Raw genomic sequence first — 18,361 nt, forward strand, 5'->3', positions numbered from 1 at the left:
GTTGGCGCACTTCCCTGCGGTTCAGAAAATGTATAAGGCTATTCACTCACTAAACCATAACAAAGTTATGAAACTCCCGCTATTGTTGGCTATGAAACTAATTACGCTATTGCTTCTACTGGGTTTCCAGGTGCATGCCATTACCGGCTCGGGGCAGGACAAGATTAGTCTTGATCTGCGCAAAAGCAGCATCAGGAACGTTCTCAACCAGGTCGAGAAACAAACCACCTACCGTTTTGTGTATCATACGGGCACCCTGCCGGAAAACCAGCGGGTGAACATTACCGTTGAGAACGCGGAGCTTTCACAGGTGCTTTCCCGCGCCTTCGCCGGGCTGGGGCTGAACTATGTGATAAAAGAAGATAACCTGGTGGTGATCGTCGCCGCGGGCCAGACCGCCATTGCGGACAGGATCGTAAAAGGCCGCGTGACCAGCGCCGCAAACGAACCGCTGCCCGGTGTAGCCGTTCGCGTAACGGGTACCAACACCGGCACCGCTACGGACGGAGACGGCCGTTTTGCCGTGAGCGTACCGGACGGGGCCAAAACCCTGGAGTTTTCACTGCTGGGTTTCGTTGCCCAGACGGTGACCATCGGCCAGCTGGCGGAATTCAACGTAGTGCTGCAGCCTTCTACCACCAGCCTGGGAGAAGTGGTGGTAACAGGTTATACCGGTTATAACAGGAGTAAATCCGTATCAGCCGCCACTACCGTGGGAGGGGACAAGATCAACGAAGTGCCGGCGGCAACGTTTGAGCAGGCGCTCCAGGGCCGTGTGCCGGGGTTGCAGGTGAACGCAGTGTCCGGCCAGCCGGGTACCAGCGCCAATGTAACGCTGAGAGGCATAGGCACCATCGCAGGTAATACCAGCGTACTCTACGTAATGGATGGCGTACCCATCGAAGCGGGGGCTTTCCAGGCGATCAACCCCGGGGACATCGAATCCGTAACCGTACTGAAAGACGCATCCGCCAAAGCGCTGTACGGTTCCCGCGGCTCCAACGGCGTGATCGTGATCACCACCAAAAAAGGAAAATCAGGGAAAGTGGCCGTGGAATACCGCTCGCAATACGGTGTTTCTACCCTTACCACCCCCCGTTTTAATATGATGAATTCAGCGGAAAGAAAAGAATTTGAAGAAGGGATCGGTGTAGAGACCGGCGCGGAAGCAGGCCCCTTCTGGACTTATTCCAAACTGAACCCTGAATACGCAAACATGAGCGCAGCCGAAAAAGCGGATGCCGACCGCATCGTGGACAGCCTTTTGCACATGGATACAGACTGGCGCGACCTCTTTATGCGCAACGGCAAATACATGGAGCAGCAGGTAAGCGCCAGCGGCGGCAATGAAAATATCAGGTTCTATACATCCCTTAACTATTTCGATCAACAGGGCCTCGTACGGGTGTCCGACATGAAGCGTTACACACTAAAAAACAACCTGGACTTCACGGCGGGAAAATTCTCCGCCAACCTGAATGCGAACGTAGGGTATTCAAAAAGCAACTTTATACAGAACGAAGGTGGTACGGGAGCCAACAACCCGCTGTCTTCCGTGTATTACGCGCTGCCTTATGAATATCCCTACGCTCCGGACGGGAAGCTGGTGACCACGGGCGACGGCGCGGATTATCCCGTGCTGGACCTCCGCGAAGGCAGCGATTCTTACGAAAGGATGCTGAACACCACCAAAACGCAGAACCAGCTGAAAATGATCGTGAGCACTTCACTCAACTACGAGATCGTAAAAGGACTGGTGGCAAAAACGAGACTGGGCATCGATTACAGAGACCTGACGAATGAAGAATGGATCAACCCGGCTTCTTATGCGGGCAGTAAAATATCCAATGGTTCCGCCGGCAGTTACAGCGAAGGTATATCCCGCCGCAGTTCTGTGATCTCCACTTCCGGTCTTACCTACAATAACACATTCAACAGCAAACATGAGCTGGAAGTATCCGGTTATTTCGAATATCTCAAAAACACTTTCCGTTCCTTCGGATATACCGGCTACGGCCTTGACCCCCGCCTGCCCAGGACGCCCGCGGGAGTCGGCGATCCCGGCACGTATACGCCCCTGCTGAACGGCGGCAAATCATCAAACGCCACCGCATCATTTATCGGGCTGCTCCGTTACACTTACAACAACAAGTATACTTTCAACGGAAGTTACCGTTACGACGGCTCTTCCATGGTGCCTGAAACCAACAGGTGGCACGGCTTTTACTCCGCGGGGGTAAGCTGGGAAACCAAACGCGAGGCATTCCTTGAAGATGTGGACTTCATCTCCGCCCTTCGTTTCAGGGCCAGCTACGGCACCACCGCCAGCCAGTTCCTGAATGACTTTGCTTACCTGGCTACCTTCGAAAGGGCTTCCTACGGCGGCAATCCTGCTATTGTGCCCAGCCAGCCGGGCAACGCGGAGTATGACTGGGAATATGCAAAAGAGCTGAACATCGGTTTTGACCTCGGCTTGACCCGCAGCAACCGCATCCGCCTGACCATGGAGTTTTACAACCGCATTACCAGTAACCTGTTCATCGACCAGCGCCTTTCCTTCACCGCCGGCGTACCGGACGAAACGCTGCCGATCAGCTCCGGCAAAATGCGCAACAGGGGTATTGAAATAGACCTCCAGGGAGACATCGTGCGCAAAGCGGAACTCACCTGGACCGTGGGCGTGAACATGGCTTACAATAAAAATAAAGTACTGGACCTTGGCGGCGCGGACGAATTTGAGAACGGGTATACCGGCATCATCCGCGTAGGCCTGCCCTTCGGCTCGCATTACGCACCCAAATGGGCTGGTGTAGACCCTGCCAACGGCGACCCGCTTTATTACGACATCGACGGCAAGATCACGACCGACTACGATGCGGCCACCATGAGCGTAGCGGAGTTTGGTACTTATGTTCCGGAGATCACAGGCGGTTTTAATACAGGCCTTACCTGGAAAAACTTTTATGCAAACGCGCTGCTGAGCTTTAATGCGAAAGTGATGCGTTATAACAATGAGGATTACTTCAACGAAAACCCCAGCTTCATCACCAGCAACCAGAGCACCAGGCTGCTGTACGACCGCTGGAAAAAGCCGGGGGACAATGCCATCCTGCCACGCATCAGCGCGGACCGCAATTACACGTCACGCGACATACAGGATGCTTCATTCCTGCGCCTGCGCAATGCGAACATCGGCTACAACCTGCCGAAACATGTGCTCAGCAGCCTGAAGATCATCAAAGGCGCGCAGATCTATGTACAGGGGCAAAACCTGTTCACCTGGACCAAATGGAGAGGCTTTGATCCTGAAAACGGCAACGAATACGCCCGCTTCAGCTATCCCACTCCCCGGACCTATGTGGTAGGCTTAAATGTTAACTTTTAATCTTTCATTATGCGCAGCATGAAAAAATATTTTCTCTATATAACCGCCATAACCTTTGCCGCTTCAGCCTGTAACAAACAGCTGGACCTCCGCCCCTCGGATTATATCGATCCGGAAGGTGCTTACCAGAACGTGGAGGATGTGAACCAGGGCTTACTGGGCGCTTATTCCATACTCAGCTATTATTCCAGCATCCGTTACACCTCCCTCATTACGGACGAAAACATGCTGCCTTCCGAGAACAGCACCGGTTCGGGTTTTGCTACCCACCGCTGGCAGTACGACGGCAGTTTCCTGCACGATGCCTGGAAAGACAATTACATTGCCATAGACCGGCTGAACAGAGCGCTGAGCGCTTCACGCAAAGTTGCCGTATTGCCCTCGCAACATGAAGCGCTGGCCCAGTACCAGGGCGAGCTGCTGGCTTTGAGGGCTTATTGCCACCTGGAGCTGGTGCGCAACTTTGCGGAGAAATACGAACCTGCTGCTATGGGCGTTCCCTACATGGACAGCTCTTATATCGGCAAACCCGCCAGGCTCAGTTTCGGGCAGACCATGGCAAAGATCAACGAAGATCTCGCCGCGGCAAAAGGTCTGATCCCCGGAGGTTTCGATGACCGCACGAGGATCACCAAAGCGGCGGTGTCCGCTTTGCAGGCACGTGTGGCATTGTATGAGAAGAACTGGGACAATGCGATCACCTTCGCCACCGAGGCGATAACCGCACTGCCGCTGGCTACCCGCACACAGTTCCCGCAGATATGGAAAGACAACAGCACTGCCGAGGTGTTCTGGAAACTAAAAAGAGTGACCGGTGACGAAGAGATCGGTGGGTTTTATACCCAGGCCGGTTTCCTGGACAACCCCGCAGGCAGAAGAGTGTATTATGCCGCTTCCTACAAACTCACAAACCTGTTCGACAAGGTTAACGATATCCGTTTTTCCTCCTACATCACCATCGATCCGGGACGTCTCGCAGCCGGGAACGTACCGAATGTAGTAGTGAAATATATCGGCGCAAACGCTTCTGCCAGCAACCTGGTGGACGTGAAACTGCTGCGTACCGGCGAAATGTACCTGATACGCGCCGAAGCATATGCGGAAAAAACACAGCCTGGCCTCGCGGCGGATGATCTGAACAACCTGCGTGCCGCGCGTATTGCGGGATATGTACCGCAGACCTTCGCGGATAAAGCGGCCATCATTGCAGCTGTTTATACAGAACGGTTTAAAGAGCTTGCTTTTGAAGGGCACCGGCATTTTGACCTGAGAAGAAGGGATATGAACATCTCCAGGAATCCACAGGATGCGGTGAACGCACTCGGCGCTGTATTGCTTACACCAAACGATGCGGAATATGTATTCCCTATCCCGAACAGCGAGTTGCGCGCAAACCCGAACATGAAACAGAATCCCGGTTACGTGAATAAATAAACGGAAGGGAAATACATCAGGCCTTTAAAAGAGATTTTGAACTCATGAAACGATTATTGACGGTTATTTTAATAGGGTTTTCCGCATATGCGCAGGCTCAAACGGTAAGACCAGCCCGCGTTGTGAGCGGGAGGGCGGCTTCACTGGGGGTAACAGGCGATACGGCGGATGTAGTGACCAAAACCCGTGGCGGCGTAGCCCTTGTGGGCGGCGGTGGCGATGTGCCCGGCGCTTTCCGGTGGATGATCGACAGGAGCGGGGGAGGGAACGTAGTGGTGATCCGCGCTTCCAGCAATTATTTGTACAACAATACCATAGACAGCCTTGGCAAAGTAAGTTCGGTGGAAACCCTGCTGATCGACTCCCGTGAGCTGGCAAACAATCCCGAAGTGGCCCGGGTGATCAGGAATGCGGAGATGCTGTTTATATCGGGCGGCGACCAATCCAATTACATGAATTTCTGGAGAGGCACCAAAACCGCCGAAGCCATTAATTACCTGCTGAATGAGAAAAAAGTGCCTGTAGGCGGCACGAGCGCGGGTTGCGCTGTGCTCACCGGTATGTATTACAGCGGAGAAACAGGCAGCGCCACGGCCAAAGCCCTGGAGAATCCCTACGACAGCCTGGTGACGCTATACAACAACGATTTCCTGCAACCGCCTTTCCTGCACAACGTGATCAGCGATCAGCATTACGTGGCCCGCAAGCGCCAGGGACGGCATATGGCCTTTTTAGCGCGTATTATCACAGACTGGAAGGTATTCCCCAAAGGCATCGCGCCGGACGAAAGAACGGCCGTATGCATCGACGAGAAGGGGAATGCGCAGGTATATGGGGAAGGAAAAGCTTATTTTCTGTCCACCAGCGCCAGGCATGCCCCTGAGCAATGCGCGCCGGGCAAACCCGTGCAATGGCTCGGCAACCGGGAAGCAGTGACGGTTTACGAGTTGCAGGGCGCGGAGAATGGCAATGGTTATTTTTCCGTGTCGGACTTTGCACCGGCAAAAGCAAAAGGCGGGAAATGGTATTTTTGGTGGGTGGAAAATGGTATCTTAAAAGAAAGAACAAAATAATATGCGCAAAAATTATTTCTATACGCTACTCACGCTGGTCTTCGCGGTAATGCTGGGCGCCTGTATGCAAAAGTCGCCTGAGAAAAAAGCGGGCAATTACGTACTGGTGATCCATGGCGGGGCGGGCACCATCCTGAAGAAAAATATGACGCCTGAAAAAGAAGCCCAATACAAAGCAGGCCTTGAAGCCTCGCTCAAAAAAGGCTACGAAATATTACAGGCAGGGGGCTCCAGCCTTGACGCCGTGGAAGGCGCCATCAGGATACTGGAAGATGACCCGCTGTTCAACGCGGGCAAAGGCGCTGTATTCACCCACGACGGCCGCAACGAACTGGATGCAGCCATCATGGACGGCAGCACGCTGGCGGCGGGCTCTGTAGCGGGTGTGCGCACTATCAAAAACCCGATCTCCCTTGCGAGGGCCGTGATGGAGAAATCAGAGCACGTAATGATGGCGGGCCGCGGGGCGGAAGAGTTCGCTGCACAGGCCGGAGTTGAAATAGTAGACACTTCTTATTTCAGAACGGAAGAACGCTGGCAGGGCCTGCAAAAGGCACTGGCCGAAGATTCCGCGAAAGCAAAGCTCGATCACAGTTACATCCCGGCGCACAAGCTCGGCATCCTGAACAGGGACAATAAATTCGGAACAGTAGGCTGCGTGGCGCTGGATAAAAAAGGCAACCTCGCGGCGGGCACTTCCACCGGCGGCATGACGAATAAAAAGTACGGCCGCATCGGCGACGCACCCATCATTGGCGCGGGCACTTACGCGAATAATGCTACCGTGGCCGTTTCCTGCACAGGTTGGGGTGAGTTTTATATCCGTAACGTGGTAGCTTATGACCTGTCCGCATTGATGGGTTACAAGAGCATGTCCGTGGAAGAAGCGGGAAAAGCAGTGATCAAAAAAGTAGGCGACCTGGGCGGAGATGGCGGATTGATCGCGTTGGACAAGGACGGGAATATGGCCATGCCGTTTAACACGGAAGGCATGTACCGCGGCACCGTAACAAAAGATGGAAAGATCGAAATCCTCATATACAAAAACTAACCTGCAAACTGGATAAAGGCCGGCCGTTCCACCGAAAGGGGAGCGGCCATTTTTTTACCAGATAAATGCCGTCAGCCCCAGCCCGAATACGAAGTGATTAAACCGCACTCTTTCCTGCCCGATATTTTTGAAAATAAATGTCCCGTCTGCATCCACATCATCCACGATGTCGATATCAAAATTATGATCGGAATCAAAATAACTGGCATAAGCCTTAATGCCAAGATTGCGTGCGATACGTTTCTGTATGCCCACTCCCGCGGACCAGCTGAAGGTGGCTTCCGGTTTGTAACGCAGGTAAGGGAACTCATTCATCTCCAGCAGTTCTTTCCAGGTTTCATTTAATACCAGCACCACATTGCCGTCTGCGCCCAGTGAAGAGCCCGCCAGCAATTTGCCGGTAATGAACCAGTTATGCGGAAGGGGAACGCTGAAGAAAGGCCCGGCGTGCAGGTACCGGATGCCCATTGGCTGGGTATAGTGCGCATCGCTGATCTCTGCCACATCGGGATCGTCTATCACCAGCCCGTCATCGTTGATCGGAAAACTGGTGAACGCAAATTCCCCGCCCACGCCTATATTCCGGTGGAAAAACCAGGCGCCTTCCACGCCAAGATTAAAACCCTGTTTGGCTTTCACGCCATTTACTTTGCCGGTAAGGTCTTTGGTGGTGGCTGTAGCGAAGCCCATCCGCATTTCCAGGAAGCTGGGCTTGCCATCTACGGGTATCGGGTCTTTGTGCAGCACGGGGCGCTCGCCTTTGTCTTTATATACCTTTTCAGCAATAAGATAACCCAGCTCGGTGGAAAGGATGCCAATGCCTGCGCCCGCCAGTACATCGCTTACCCAGTGCCGGTTGTTCAGCTGCCTGCCGATGGCCGTAGCAGTGGACATGGCGTAGCCGCCCACGCTGTACAATGGGTGACGGTATTGCCCGTATTCTTTATGCAGAAAAGTGGCGTTCATAAATGAATTGGCGGTATGCCCCGAGGGGAAGGAGTTAGCCTCCGAGCCGTCAGGCCTTTCCACTTTGGCTGTATACTTGATCGCATTCACGGTGACGCCCATGATCACTGCGGAAAACGCATAAGAAAAAAAGGCGCGTTTCAGGGTGTGTTTACCTTTCACGCCGGCTGCATTCAGCCCGAATACCGCCACTGCCGGCACATATTGCATATAATCATCGAAATGATAACGGAAAGTAGGTATGTAGCGGTTGCGCAGTTCCCTGACATTTTTACGCTCGCCCCAGGTGAGAGCGCTGCCTGCGAAGAGAATGACGGGAACGGTGGTGATACGGACGGCTTTGCTTTGCCAGAAGTTGTGATGCGGCACGGTGTCAGGGGCGATCTGCTGTGCCCGCACGCTAAAAATGGCTGCGGTAGCGGATATGGTAAGGAACAATCTTTTTCGGAAAAGAGAGGTCATATGCTTATTTATATAGGTTAATAGTACGCGGGAAACTATGATTTGATCTTCACCGAACCGCTGCATACGTCACCTTCTTCGGTGCCGTCGGTCCATTGTTTCAGAAATTTGATGCGGTCGTAAGTGAGCATAGTTTTATAGTTGGCCCAGCACATCGGCAACACGCTGCCGTAATATCCCGGCTCCTTGCTGGGGAACATCGTATTCATTTCCAACTCACGGAGCTGCACCCACATCCGCTGTGATATCTTCAGGTTCCTGATAAAGGCGGTATCGGCTTTGTAATCTGTCAGGATCTTCTGGTAAATGGCATTTAATTCCTTGTCGGCTTTCTGAAAGTCTTTGCCGCTGGAGGTGTTCATTTCGGACTGGCTTTGGCCGGAGCATATATTCACAAGGATCAGCAGCGCGACGGTAATTGGCAAGATTTTCATACGAGCGCGTTTTAGGGGGTAATGCTGGAATAACAAAGAAACCGGGAGAATGTTCAGTGATAAGATAACACATTCCTTTCGGAGATACAATTCCTCACTTCAGCCGGTCTTTTCTGCATTCCGGTTGCTCCGGCTTGCATTCTGCACCTGTATTACGGAGTTTTATCGCTTTTAATCAATAATTACATGAAGAAATATTGTTTGCTTTGGATGCTGGGCATAATAACGATGTATGCCTGCAAAAAATCCTCAAATGGCCCAGAACAGGGCGCTAAGCCGGAACCGGTTGTATCAGAGAAAGGTACTCCGCGGGGTGCCGGCGCCCGTAAAATTATCGGTCCAGCAGGCGGAGCGCTTACCAGTGTGGACGGCCTGGTGACCATCACCGTTCCCGCCGGTACTGTCGCTGCCAATACGGAATTTGGTATTCAGTCTATCACCAATACCCTCACCGGAGACTCCACCGTGCTTAATTACCGCCTGACGCCGGAAGGAAGCACATTCTCAAAACCGGTGACCGTGGCTTTCAGCTATGACCAGCCGGGGTTATGGGACGCGCTGGCGGATGGGATGATGATAGGTTGCCAGAATCCGGACGGCACCTGGAAAGCGGTATCGTCCGTACTGGACAAACAGGCAAAAACGGTGAAAGTGGCCACCACACATTTCAGTGACTGGTCCATCGTGTCTTTGCTGAAACTGGTGCCTGATAAAAAAGAGATAGTGGCCATGGAAGAAACACGTTTTAAAATAGAAGGAATGGTACCGGTAGAGGAAGACGATCTGCTGGCACCACTTTCAAATGATGACCTTGAAGGCTGGGTACAAGGCATCCACAACTGGAAGCTCATTGCTGGCGACGGTATCCTGTCCGATGTTACCAATGAGCCGCTGGTGAAAATGTTCAAGGCTCCGGACAATGTGGCCATGACGCAGCTGGCGGAATTGCAGGTGGAGCTTACCGGCAATATGTGGGTGAAGGACAGTACCGCACCGGGTGGAAGAAGAACTATGAAGCAGGCGATATTATTAGGCAGCATAACCGTGCTGGGCGGTAGTTATATGACAGGCTCATTCGCGGATGACATCAGTACAGACCAGGTATTTGCACTGTATTCCGCGGGCAAGATCTACATCACAGGCCATACCGCCACTGGTTCTGTAAGTCTTACACTGAATGGGAGTGGCGCAAAATCATATCCCTGCGGAGATGCGAACCTGCCCGGAACATCTTTGGCCATTGCAGTCCGGGATAGGGAGCCCGGCGTATATTCTTATGGTTCACAATACGAAGAGTGCGGCCCTCCGCGTGTTACAAGATATTCCGAAGGCGTCGTGGAACTGGAAAAATGGGGAAAGGTGGGAGAGCAGGTGGAAGGCACATTTACGGGCCTGTTATATTCAGGCAGTTGCGACAACATTAAGAAAAAACAATTGACAGTAAAATTCAGGACGATAAGGGGACTGTGATGGTGATCATCGGAAGAAAAAAGGATATGTGCCTGTGCGCATATCCTTTTTCTTTTTTATTCTGCTAATTCCACTTTCACGTTCACCTGCGTCCAGTCGCCACGGTTGGGCGCCGCGAAAGAGGCTTCGGAGCTGGTGGGTATGAAGGTGACAAAAGAGGAGCCCATTACATTCACCGGTTTCAGGCGCCCGCATAATTCACCAACACGCCGCCCGCCCAGAAATGCACGGCTCCCTGGGGCACCACCATTTCGTAATACCCCTTATTGTCGGACAGCCCGCTGGAATAGCTGTACAGCCCGCCCACAGCGCTGCTGCGCACGCCAATGTAAGCGCCCTCGATGGGTCTGCCGCTGAGGTCGGTCACATACCCGATGAGTTTGCCGGTTTTTTTGGTCAGCTGGGGGAAGACGGGCACCTGGCCGGGAAGGTCACCCATCAGGTTTACATTATCCGCATCAGGTCCGAGGTCAAAAGTATTTTCCCCGGCCACGGCGGGCAAAGGAATCACAGTAGGTACGCCGTTGGGCGTATCCGGATCAGCGGGGCCATCGCCGCCTTTGGAACAGGCGGATATGAGGCAGATAAGCACTGCCGGGGCAAGAATGGATAATTTCATATATAAGAATATTTACAAAATGGGGCAAGCTACAATAACCGCTGCCCGGGCGGAACAGCCGCTGTAGCGGAACGGCGGACGGGGCCGCCGTAGTGAAGGATTTAAGATTTGAAATGTTTTAATTTGGATTTCAGTAATTTAATGCGTAATATTGCAGCCTGAAAAATGCTACCGCATGAAGTAATTGCCGAATAGTATAACGGTAGTACGACAGACTCTGACTCTGTTTGTCTTGGTTCGAATCCAGGTTCGGCAACAAAAAATGGACAATCCGCAACATCCCGGGTTGTCCATTTTCTTTTAATTCATTTCAGCAATACGCTTCTTTCCCACCATTTTATACTCCTGTCGGTTTTGTTCTATTTTCCGGCTTTGCGCCGTCCTAGTTTTGGGTTACAAAATATCCAGACTATGATAGCTATAACAGGCGCCAACGGCAATTTAGGCAGGGCCACCGTTTCGTTTTTGTTTGACAGAACAGTCCCCCGGAACATCGTAGCGGTGGTACGGGATGCCTCCAAAGTGCAGGATTATGCGGAAGCCGGCATCCAGGTGAGGGTAGCGGATTACAACGATCCCGCTTCCATGCGCAGGGCCTTCGGGGACGTGGAGAAAGTATTGCAGATATCCACTTCCAGCTACGGGGAGCAGGCCATGCGAGAAGAACAGAATGTAGTGCGGGCGGCCAAAGAGCAGGATGTAAAACACATCGTATACACCAGCATCCTGAAACCCGGAGATCACGTACATTTCCTCGCAGGCCGCGTTTGCGGCAACACGGAGCGGCTTATCAAAAACTCCGGCATGCATTACACCATTTTCAGGAACAGCATGTATTTCGAGCTTATTCCTTTTTTAATCGGCAGCGCCCTGAAAGACGGGCAGGTCTATTATCCCGGCGGGAGGGGAAAAGTAAGTTACATATCCATGCCTGATATCGCAGAGGCCCTGGCCAATGTGCTCACCGGCGGCAATCACCGCAACGTGGCGTATAATATCACCGGCAGCGAGGCCTACGGTTTTGACGATATTGCCGGGATGCTGCATTCCGAAAAAGGCATCAAAGCCCGGTACATCGATGTACCCGCGAAGGCATATCACACGGAACTATTGAAGTTCGGGATGTCCGGGCAGGAAGCCGATTTCCATATCAGTATGGCAAACAGCGTGAAGGCGCATGAGTTTTCCCAGACGGATGATGTGATCGAAAAACTGTTGCAGCGCAGGAGACGTACCCTGCCGGAATTTATCAGAACCATTTAACCTTTAAAAGCGGAAACCGGGGCCTGCTTTACTTTGTAAGGCGGCCCTTTTGTGCGTGGGCAATCAACGTCAGCCGTGCTCTTTTATGTTTCAGTTAACAGTAAATGCCGCCACGTTAAATCCGGGTATGAACTGTTATTTTTAAGATGTACAAACCCTGACCTTCAATGTACATCCGCGGTTTCGCATTGGAAATACCCGCCGCCAGGTGTATTATTGAGGTGAACAAATACGTGGGAATACATGTTTTCACTATATTCCCGCACAAACACACATACATTATGGCACAGCTGATTACCGGCATCCATCACATCACGGCGATGGCGGATGATTCCCAGAAAAACGTTGATTTTTACACCGGCATCCTCGGGCTCAGGCTGGTGAAGAAAACCGTCAATTTTGACGCGCCGGATGTGTATCATTTTTATTACGGGGACGAATCGGGAAATCCGGGCAGCATACTTACTTTTTTCCCGTTCCAGGGTATCCACAAAGGCCGCCGCGGGAAAGGAATGCTCAATACCACTTCGTTTTCGGTTCCTTCCGCTTCGCTGAATTACTGGCAGGAAAGGCTGATGAAATTTGGGGTCACGCCAAAACCCCCACAGGAAAGGTTTGAGAAAGAAACGGTCATATATTTCGAAGACCAGGACGGCCTGGGACTTGAACTCGTGTTCAACGACGCGGATAGCCGCCCTGGTTTCAGCTACGGCCAGATCCCGACGGAACATGCTGTCAAAGGGTTTTATAACGTGGAGATATGGGAAGAAGGATATGAAAGAACAGCGGCGCTGCTCACCGAACAAATGGATCATAAGCTCATTGCCGAAAGCGGCAACCGTTTCCGTTTCGCGGCCAATGATTCTCCCGGTAATTATGTGGATATTCTCTGCTCGCCGGACAGCCTGAGGGGCCTGAGCGGCGGCGGCACTGTGCATCATATTGCATTCGCCACACCCGATCACGCCACGCAGGAAGCGGCCCGCGAAAAGCTGCGGATGATGAACCCCACGCCGATCTTAGACCGCAGTTATTTCACTTCTATCTATTTCCGCGAGCCCGGCGGCGTTTTATTCGAGATCGCTACTGCAGGCCCCGGATTTGCTACAGACGAGACAAAAGATCACCTGGGCGAAGCGCTGAAGCTGCCTCTGCAGTACGAGCCGATGCGTGCGGAACTGAACGAAAGTCTTCCTCCTGTTTTTGTTGACATCGAAAAATTCAGGTAAAACCCAACATCCAAAACCAGGCAACATGCATCAGAAAAAGATATTCACCGGCGGGAAAAAACTATCAGAGGCCAATCAGGCGCTCGTGCTGATACACGGTCGGGGAGGGAGCGCGGAAGATATCCTCACGCTGGCGGACCATCTGCATGTGAAAGATTTCGCGCTGGTAGCGCCAGAAGCCAGCGGCAATACCTGGTACCCGCATTCTTTTATGGCGCCGCCATTGCAGAACGAGCCATGGCTGTCATCCGCCATCGCTGTACTGGAAGAAGTGGTGAACGATATTGTGGCGGAAGGAATTGCAAGAGAACATATTTTCTTCACCGGCTTTTCACAGGGCGCCTGCCTTACGCTGGAATTTATAACGAGAAATGCCGCAAGATACGGTGGTGTAGCGGCTTTTACCGGTGGCCTTATCGGGGACCGCATTTATCCTGAAAACTACAAGGGAAGTTTTGAACAAACACCTGTATTCATCGCCAGCGGCGATCCTGATATGCATGTGCCCGTAAAACGGGTGGAAGAAACTGTCGCCATCGTGGATTCCATGGGTGCTAAAGTAACCCTGAAGTTATACCCGGGCAGGCCGCACACCATTGGCCTTGATGAGCTGGCGTTGGCGAACCGGGTCGTGTTTAATACTGCATCATAAGTTCCTGGAAACATTCCAGGTATTGCCCCACATGATACCCGTCCATCAATGCATGATGCACGTGGATGGATACCGGCATGCTGCGCTGGCCGCTTTGTTCCGTCATTTTGCCAAAGGAAATTTTTGGAATGCTGTCTTTGAAGGAAAAACTCCGCGCATGTGACAACGATGTGAATTTCACCCAGGGAATGGAGGAATAATGGATCACATTTTCGCCGGATACCGACGGGATGAGGCCGGTGCTTTGCTGTACCTTTTCTATTTCCTGCTGCGCTGAAGCCTGGAATGCGGCGAAGTCCTCAAGGTAATCCATGTAAGCGAAACCAAAAGTGCCATCCGGCCGGTTGATGGTAGGAGAAGCGTGTACGGCGTCGTATTCCCAGATCTCGCCATCCGCAATCCTGTACCTGAAGGGCGTAACCTGGTTGGCTGCTTTCAGCGAGCGGTAGAGGTAATACAGGAAAAAGGAAATGCCTTGCGCTTTCGCGGCATCGTAAGCGCGTGTGCAATCTATTTCAGCACAGATGCCAAAATATGGTTCTTCAAATTTGCTGAAGAAATTAAAATGGTCCCGGCGGGGCCATTGCTGGAGATCTATCTTCTGTTTCATGTAAGCAGTACCGGTAAGATTTCCGAAATGGTGTTCATCTGGCGGAATTGTTCATGTTCCACGTTGTGTTCGACTTTTTCGTGCGACCAGGTGACGTGGTAAGGGATGTGCACAGCATGCCCGCCGATGGCCAGCACCGGCATGATGTCCGATTTCAGGGAGTTGCCGATCATGAGGAACTCCTCCGGCTTGCAGTCCAGGTGGCGGATCAGTTTGCGGTAGTCTTTTTCCTGTTTGTCGCTCATGATCTCGATATGATGGAAATAATGAGCGAGGCCTGATTTCAGCAGCTTCCGTTCCTGGTCCAGCAGATCGCCTTTTGTGGCCACTACGAGCCTGTATTTTCCCTTCAGTGCTTTCAGTACATCTTCTACCCCATCCAGCAATTCCACGGGCTTATTAAGCATCTCTTTGCCCGTTTCGATGGCTTTCATGATCAGCTCGGGGCTGGCGGTATTGTTCGTCACCCGGATGATGGTTTCGATCATACAAAGCATAAAAGCCTTGATGCCGTAGCCGTAAAGCGGGAGATTGGCCATTTCTGTTTTAAAAAGCTCCTGTGAAGTGGAGTGCATGGGCAGGTAATCTTCCAGCAGGGCGCAGAACTGCTGTTCCGTCTCCTGGAAGTAGGGTTCGTTCACCCACAAAGTATCGTCCGCGTCGAATGCTATAACCTGTATGTTAGTCATGGTGCCTGATGTCTTTTGGTAATTGTCCGAAATGTTTTTTGAATGCTTTTGAAAAGTTGGCGGCTTCGCTGTACCCCAATGAATCCGCTACTTCAAAGACGGAGCGGGAAGTATCCCGGAGCAGTTCCAGCGCATGGTTCATTTTCAGGTCGTTAAGATAACCAAAAACAGTGTTGCCGAACAGCTCCCGGAAACCTTTCTTTAGTTTGAAGTCGTTCAGGCCGCAGTGCCTTGCCACTTCCAGCAGGCTAAACGGTTCATGCACATGCTGTTTCACAAATTCCCGGGCGGCGTATAATTTTTCCCTGTCCGCCGGTTTGATCCGTGGAGGGCGGATGCCATGAAACAACTGTGCCTGTTCCATCTGCAGGAGGAAAAGGTCCGTGATGCGGGATTCCAGGAAAAGCTGTTTCATAAAACCGCTGTAGCGCCCGTATTGCAGGTCCGATATGGCCGCCATCTGCCTGCCGGTAACGGGCATGGGTCTGCTGGTAAGGCTGGCCGGCTCGCCGTTGAGCACCTGGTCCCAGAAACGGTCGGAAACTCCGTCTTCATCTGAAATGAACCGTTCAAAGAAAGGTTCCTTCATCTCAATGCTCAGCAGCCTGATCACCGGGCTGGTAATGCTGTAATAGCCGTGAAATTCAGGCGTATAGTAGATCGTATGCTGCGCGTCGGTGAGGGTGGCTGTCAGTGCATTGTCCCGGGAATGGGCGGCACTACAGCCTTCCAGGCAGAAATACATGTCCATGAACGGTTCCGTGCGGTCATCGTCTCTTTTCACTTCTTTCTGCTGGTATCCGCTGGCAAAAATGATACTCACCCCTTCAAACGAAGCGGTACGCACTTCCGAATCAGCATGGTCTTCCGTATGCCGGAATTTTTGTTCTGTAAGTGTGTATTGTGCAGGCATTCAGCGTATGTTAGGCGGAGCGGTCAAACAAATCAGGGGATCAAAGATAATCCATTTCCGCTTTCAAAACGCGCTTTAGAGCAGTATCAGCGACAGTGCATAAACTATGGCAAAAGTGACCATGCCCATGATAATGGTGGCGCCTGAATAGACTTTCAGCATGGGGTTCATTTCCAGGCCGGAGAATTTGCTGATCACCCAGAAATAGGCGTCGTTTGCGTGGGAGATCATCATGGAACCGCCTCCCAGGGCCAGCATACACAGCAGGCGCCCCATATCGCTGTCCAGCCCGAGCACGGGCAGCAGCGGCTGGATGATGGATGCTGCGGTGATAATAGCCACGGTGGAGGAGCCTTGTGCTGTTTTCAGCAGTACGGTGAGCAGGAAAGGGAATATGATGCCGATATGGCCCAGTTGCAGTGAAGATGAAAAGTGATCCCCGATCTTTGTAGTGGCCAGTATGGCGCCAAAAGCGCCGCCCGCGCCGATGATCACGAGGATGCCGCCTGCTTTTTCCGCCGCTTCTGTCATGAGGTGGCTCACGGCTGCGCGTTTCCAGTTTTTTCCTGTATAAAATGCCAGCAAAACACCCACTGCCAGGGCCACTACAGGGTCACCAAACACATGCCAGACGCCGCCGCCTTTTTGCAGGTCGCTGAAAGCGCCGGTGGCGATGAGCACGATAGGCAGGATGATGGGCAAAAAAGCTTTCCAGGCGGGCGTATCCGGCAGTTCCTCAGGCTCATGTTCTTCCGTGGTATCCGTCACGGGTATACGTTTCCCCATAAACGCGGCCCACCAGCAGCCCGCCACCGCGGCGGGGATGGCCACCAGCGCGCCGGTGAGTATCAGTTTCCCTATATCAGCGCCGATGATGCCCGCGGCGGCCGTAGCACCTGGGTGCGGCGGGATCAGGCAATGCACGGCATACAACCCCGACGCCAGCGATACGGACATCACCAGGATGGAAGCCCCGCTGCGCCTCGCTACGGAACGGTTCAGCCCGCTCAGCACAATGTATCCCGAATCGCAGAAGATGGGCAGGCCCACGATAAAACCGGTAATGCCCATGGCCACCGCCGCTCTTTTTTCTCCCACGATCTTCAGTATCGCCGCCGCCATCACGCGCGTGGCGCCGGTGTATTCAAGTATCACGCCCAGCATGGTGCCCAGCATGATAATAAAACCAAGACTGCGCAGGATATGCCCGAATCCGTCCTTCATTGTGTTGATGATCTCCGTGAATGGGAGCTGAACGCCGAGCCCTACTGCAAAGCAGGCAAGGAACAGCGCGAAGAACGCATGCACTCTGAATCTTACAGTCAGCAAAACAATAAGGCCAATGCCCGCTGCGAGGGACAGCAATACTTGCAGGAAGGATGTGGTCATAACCACAATATAATAATAAATCCCGGTCAGATCAGGTCAAATGCCTGTGCGAAACGTGTGATGTCATACGTGGATTGTGCGTTGAGTTTGTTCTTGATATTACGGCGGTGCGTGGAGACTGTTTTCTCTGAAATGTTCAGCCTGGCGGCGATATCCGCGGAATTGGTACCCAGGGCCATCAGGCGTAAGATTTCTTTTTCACGGTGCGTAAGCGCTGCAAACACCTGTTTGTATTTGCGCAGGAAATTATTTTCCTCCAGCAGCCTGTTCACTTTCACGGTGATGTGATGTTCAGGGTTGATGGGCATTGCGAGGGTGATACAGTGAGAAGGCGTGCCATCTTCATTCCGCATGAATATCCGCGTGGCGCTGAGATGCCATTCCCAGTCAATCCCGGGATGGGGGCGCACCTGCTGGAAAAAGGAAACGAAAGCGTCTTCACGGTTCTCGTGGATCAGTTGCATGATACGTGGAAGGTAGTCATCCATTTCCTGGGGATTAAAAAAACGGTGGTGATATTCCGGGCCCATGGCGCGGAGCTCAGGCAGGGTGGTTTGTAAAAATTCCAGCCCTCTGGATGACATGTATTCTACAGATTGTGTGTCGAGGTTGTGTACAATGATAACAGCAGGAAACTCTTCCCCCATTCGTTCCAGTGCTGCTATTTTCTGATACAGGGATTGCGCCGGATTGCTCATATCCACAAGATACACAGAAAGTTA

The 18,361-nt window shown here is 52.4% G+C and carries 16 protein-coding genes and 1 tRNA gene; 9 read left to right on the plus strand and 8 right to left on the minus strand.

What is annotated here, in order from left to right; translation table 11 throughout:
• Positions 1-67 precede the first annotated feature (67 nt).
• From EG028_RS12540 to EG028_RS12555, 4 genes are read left to right on the plus strand one after another with little or no spacing between them, the layout of a single operon-like run.
• Positions 68-3,385 carry a TonB-dependent receptor gene (locus EG028_RS12540; protein WP_120516821.1) on the plus strand — a complete coding sequence of 1,106 codons (3,318 nt, stop codon included), beginning with the start codon at positions 68-70 and terminating at the stop codon, positions 3,383-3,385.
• 18 nt (positions 3,386-3,403) lie between these two features.
• Complete coding sequence (locus EG028_RS12545; protein ID WP_120517015.1) at positions 3,404-4,819, plus strand: RagB/SusD family nutrient uptake outer membrane protein; 1,416 nt, start codon at positions 3,404-3,406, stop codon at positions 4,817-4,819.
• 44 nt (positions 4,820-4,863) lie between these two features.
• The gene (locus EG028_RS12550) at positions 4,864-5,892 is read left to right on the plus strand and encodes a cyanophycinase (protein ID WP_120516820.1); all 1,029 of its coding nucleotides are present in this window, start codon (positions 4,864-4,866) and stop codon (positions 5,890-5,892) included.
• Position 5,893: 1 nt separating this feature from the next.
• The gene (locus EG028_RS12555) at positions 5,894-6,943 is read left to right on the plus strand and encodes an isoaspartyl peptidase/L-asparaginase family protein (RefSeq protein WP_120516819.1); all 1,050 of its coding nucleotides are present in this window, start codon (positions 5,894-5,896) and stop codon (positions 6,941-6,943) included.
• A 54-nt stretch (positions 6,944-6,997) separates the two neighbouring features.
• Here EG028_RS12555 and EG028_RS12560 read toward each other — a convergent pair whose 3' ends face one another.
• Positions 6,998-8,371, minus strand: a complete 1,374-nt coding sequence (locus tag EG028_RS12560; RefSeq protein ID WP_162946474.1) for a phosphatase PAP2 family protein — start codon at positions 8,369-8,371, stop codon at positions 6,998-7,000.
• A gap of 35 nt (positions 8,372-8,406) precedes the next feature.
• Positions 8,407-8,805 (minus strand): lysozyme inhibitor LprI family protein, encoded by a 399-nt coding sequence (locus EG028_RS12565; RefSeq protein ID WP_120516817.1) that lies wholly within the window; start codon positions 8,803-8,805, stop codon positions 8,407-8,409.
• Positions 8,806-8,991: 186 nt separating this feature from the next.
• On the opposite strand from EG028_RS12565, the gene EG028_RS12570 reads away from it, so the two are divergent.
• A complete protein-coding gene (locus EG028_RS12570; RefSeq protein WP_123864652.1) occupies positions 8,992-10,275 on the plus strand; it encodes a hypothetical protein in 1,284 nt (427 codons plus the stop codon).
• A gap of 181 nt (positions 10,276-10,456) precedes the next feature.
• On the opposite strand, the gene EG028_RS12575 is transcribed toward EG028_RS12570, so the two are convergent.
• A complete protein-coding gene (locus EG028_RS12575) occupies positions 10,457-10,894 on the minus strand; it encodes a hypothetical protein (protein WP_120516815.1) in 438 nt (145 codons plus the stop codon).
• Between the two features lie 185 nt (positions 10,895-11,079).
• On the opposite strand from EG028_RS12575, the gene EG028_RS12580 reads away from it, so the two are divergent.
• The 4 genes from EG028_RS12580 to EG028_RS12595 all read left to right on the plus strand — a co-directional run bounded on the left by EG028_RS12580 (position 11,080) and on the right by EG028_RS12595 (position 14,038).
• Positions 11,080-11,150: transfer RNA gene (locus EG028_RS12580), tRNA-Gln, on the plus strand.
• 155 nt (positions 11,151-11,305) lie between these two features.
• On the plus strand, positions 11,306-12,157 hold the full coding sequence (locus EG028_RS12585) for an NAD(P)H-binding protein (protein ID WP_120516814.1): 852 nt from the start codon (positions 11,306-11,308) through the stop codon (positions 12,155-12,157).
• A gap of 281 nt (positions 12,158-12,438) precedes the next feature.
• Positions 12,439-13,386 (plus strand): ring-cleaving dioxygenase, encoded by a 948-nt coding sequence (locus EG028_RS12590; protein WP_120517014.1) that lies wholly within the window; start codon positions 12,439-12,441, stop codon positions 13,384-13,386.
• Positions 13,387-13,411: 25 nt separating this feature from the next.
• A complete protein-coding gene (locus EG028_RS12595) occupies positions 13,412-14,038 on the plus strand; it encodes an alpha/beta hydrolase (protein ID WP_120516813.1) in 627 nt (208 codons plus the stop codon).
• Here EG028_RS12595 and EG028_RS12600 read toward each other — a convergent pair.
• The 5 genes from EG028_RS12600 to EG028_RS12620 form a co-directional block, all read right to left on the minus strand.
• On the minus strand, positions 14,022-14,648 hold the full coding sequence (locus tag EG028_RS12600) for a chloramphenicol acetyltransferase (RefSeq protein WP_120516812.1): 627 nt from the start codon (positions 14,646-14,648) through the stop codon (positions 14,022-14,024). The two genes, EG028_RS12595 and EG028_RS12600, sit on opposite strands and share 17 nt — an antisense overlap.
• Complete coding sequence (locus EG028_RS12605) at positions 14,645-15,337, minus strand: HAD family hydrolase (protein ID WP_120516811.1); 693 nt, start codon at positions 15,335-15,337, stop codon at positions 14,645-14,647. Before EG028_RS12605 ends, EG028_RS12600 begins: the two co-directional genes overlap by 4 nt.
• Positions 15,330-16,250 (minus strand): helix-turn-helix transcriptional regulator, encoded by a 921-nt coding sequence (locus EG028_RS12610; RefSeq protein ID WP_120516810.1) that lies wholly within the window; start codon positions 16,248-16,250, stop codon positions 15,330-15,332. Before EG028_RS12610 ends, EG028_RS12605 begins: the two co-directional genes overlap by 8 nt.
• Before the next feature lie 75 nt (positions 16,251-16,325).
• A complete protein-coding gene (locus EG028_RS12615; RefSeq protein WP_120516809.1) occupies positions 16,326-17,639 on the minus strand; it encodes a GntP family permease in 1,314 nt (437 codons plus the stop codon).
• 26 nt (positions 17,640-17,665) lie between these two features.
• Positions 17,666-18,337, minus strand: coding sequence for a helix-turn-helix transcriptional regulator (locus EG028_RS12620; protein WP_123864653.1), 672 nt, complete (start codon positions 18,335-18,337; stop codon positions 17,666-17,668).
• Positions 18,338-18,361 lie beyond the last annotated feature (24 nt).

Source organism: Chitinophaga barathri, assembly GCF_003807585.1.
Taxonomy (GTDB): domain Bacteria; phylum Bacteroidota; class Bacteroidia; order Chitinophagales; family Chitinophagaceae; genus Chitinophaga; species Chitinophaga barathri.

Bases quoted from the DNA above. Each gene is read 5' to 3' on its own strand.
- EG028_RS12540 (WP_120516821.1), top strand. From the start codon at position 68: ATGAAACTCCCGCTATTGTTGGCTATGAAACTAATTACGCTATTGCTT.
- EG028_RS12545 (WP_120517015.1), top strand. From the start codon at position 3,404: ATGAAAAAATATTTTCTCTATATAACCGCCATAACCTTTGCCGCTTCA.
- EG028_RS12550 (WP_120516820.1), top strand. From the start codon at position 4,864: ATGAAACGATTATTGACGGTTATTTTAATAGGGTTTTCCGCATATGCG.
- EG028_RS12555 (WP_120516819.1), top strand. From the start codon at position 5,894: ATGCGCAAAAATTATTTCTATACGCTACTCACGCTGGTCTTCGCGGTA.
- EG028_RS12560 (WP_162946474.1), bottom strand. From the start codon at position 8,371: ATGACCTCTCTTTTCCGAAAAAGATTGTTCCTTACCATATCCGCTACC.
- EG028_RS12565 (WP_120516817.1), bottom strand. From the start codon at position 8,805: ATGAAAATCTTGCCAATTACCGTCGCGCTGCTGATCCTTGTGAATATA.
- EG028_RS12570 (WP_123864652.1), top strand. From the start codon at position 8,992: ATGAAGAAATATTGTTTGCTTTGGATGCTGGGCATAATAACGATGTAT.
- EG028_RS12575 (WP_120516815.1), bottom strand. From the start codon at position 10,894: ATGAAATTATCCATTCTTGCCCCGGCAGTGCTTATCTGCCTCATATCC.
- EG028_RS12585 (WP_120516814.1), top strand. From the start codon at position 11,306: ATGATAGCTATAACAGGCGCCAACGGCAATTTAGGCAGGGCCACCGTT.
- EG028_RS12590 (WP_120517014.1), top strand. From the start codon at position 12,439: ATGGCACAGCTGATTACCGGCATCCATCACATCACGGCGATGGCGGAT.
- EG028_RS12595 (WP_120516813.1), top strand. From the start codon at position 13,412: ATGCATCAGAAAAAGATATTCACCGGCGGGAAAAAACTATCAGAGGCC.
- EG028_RS12600 (WP_120516812.1), bottom strand. From the start codon at position 14,648: ATGAAACAGAAGATAGATCTCCAGCAATGGCCCCGCCGGGACCATTTT.
- EG028_RS12605 (WP_120516811.1), bottom strand. From the start codon at position 15,337: ATGACTAACATACAGGTTATAGCATTCGACGCGGACGATACTTTGTGG.
- EG028_RS12610 (WP_120516810.1), bottom strand. From the start codon at position 16,250: ATGCCTGCACAATACACACTTACAGAACAAAAATTCCGGCATACGGAA.
- EG028_RS12615 (WP_120516809.1), bottom strand. From the start codon at position 17,639: ATGACCACATCCTTCCTGCAAGTATTGCTGTCCCTCGCAGCGGGCATT.
- EG028_RS12620 (WP_123864653.1), bottom strand. From the start codon at position 18,337: ATGAGCAATCCGGCGCAATCCCTGTATCAGAAAATAGCAGCACTGGAA.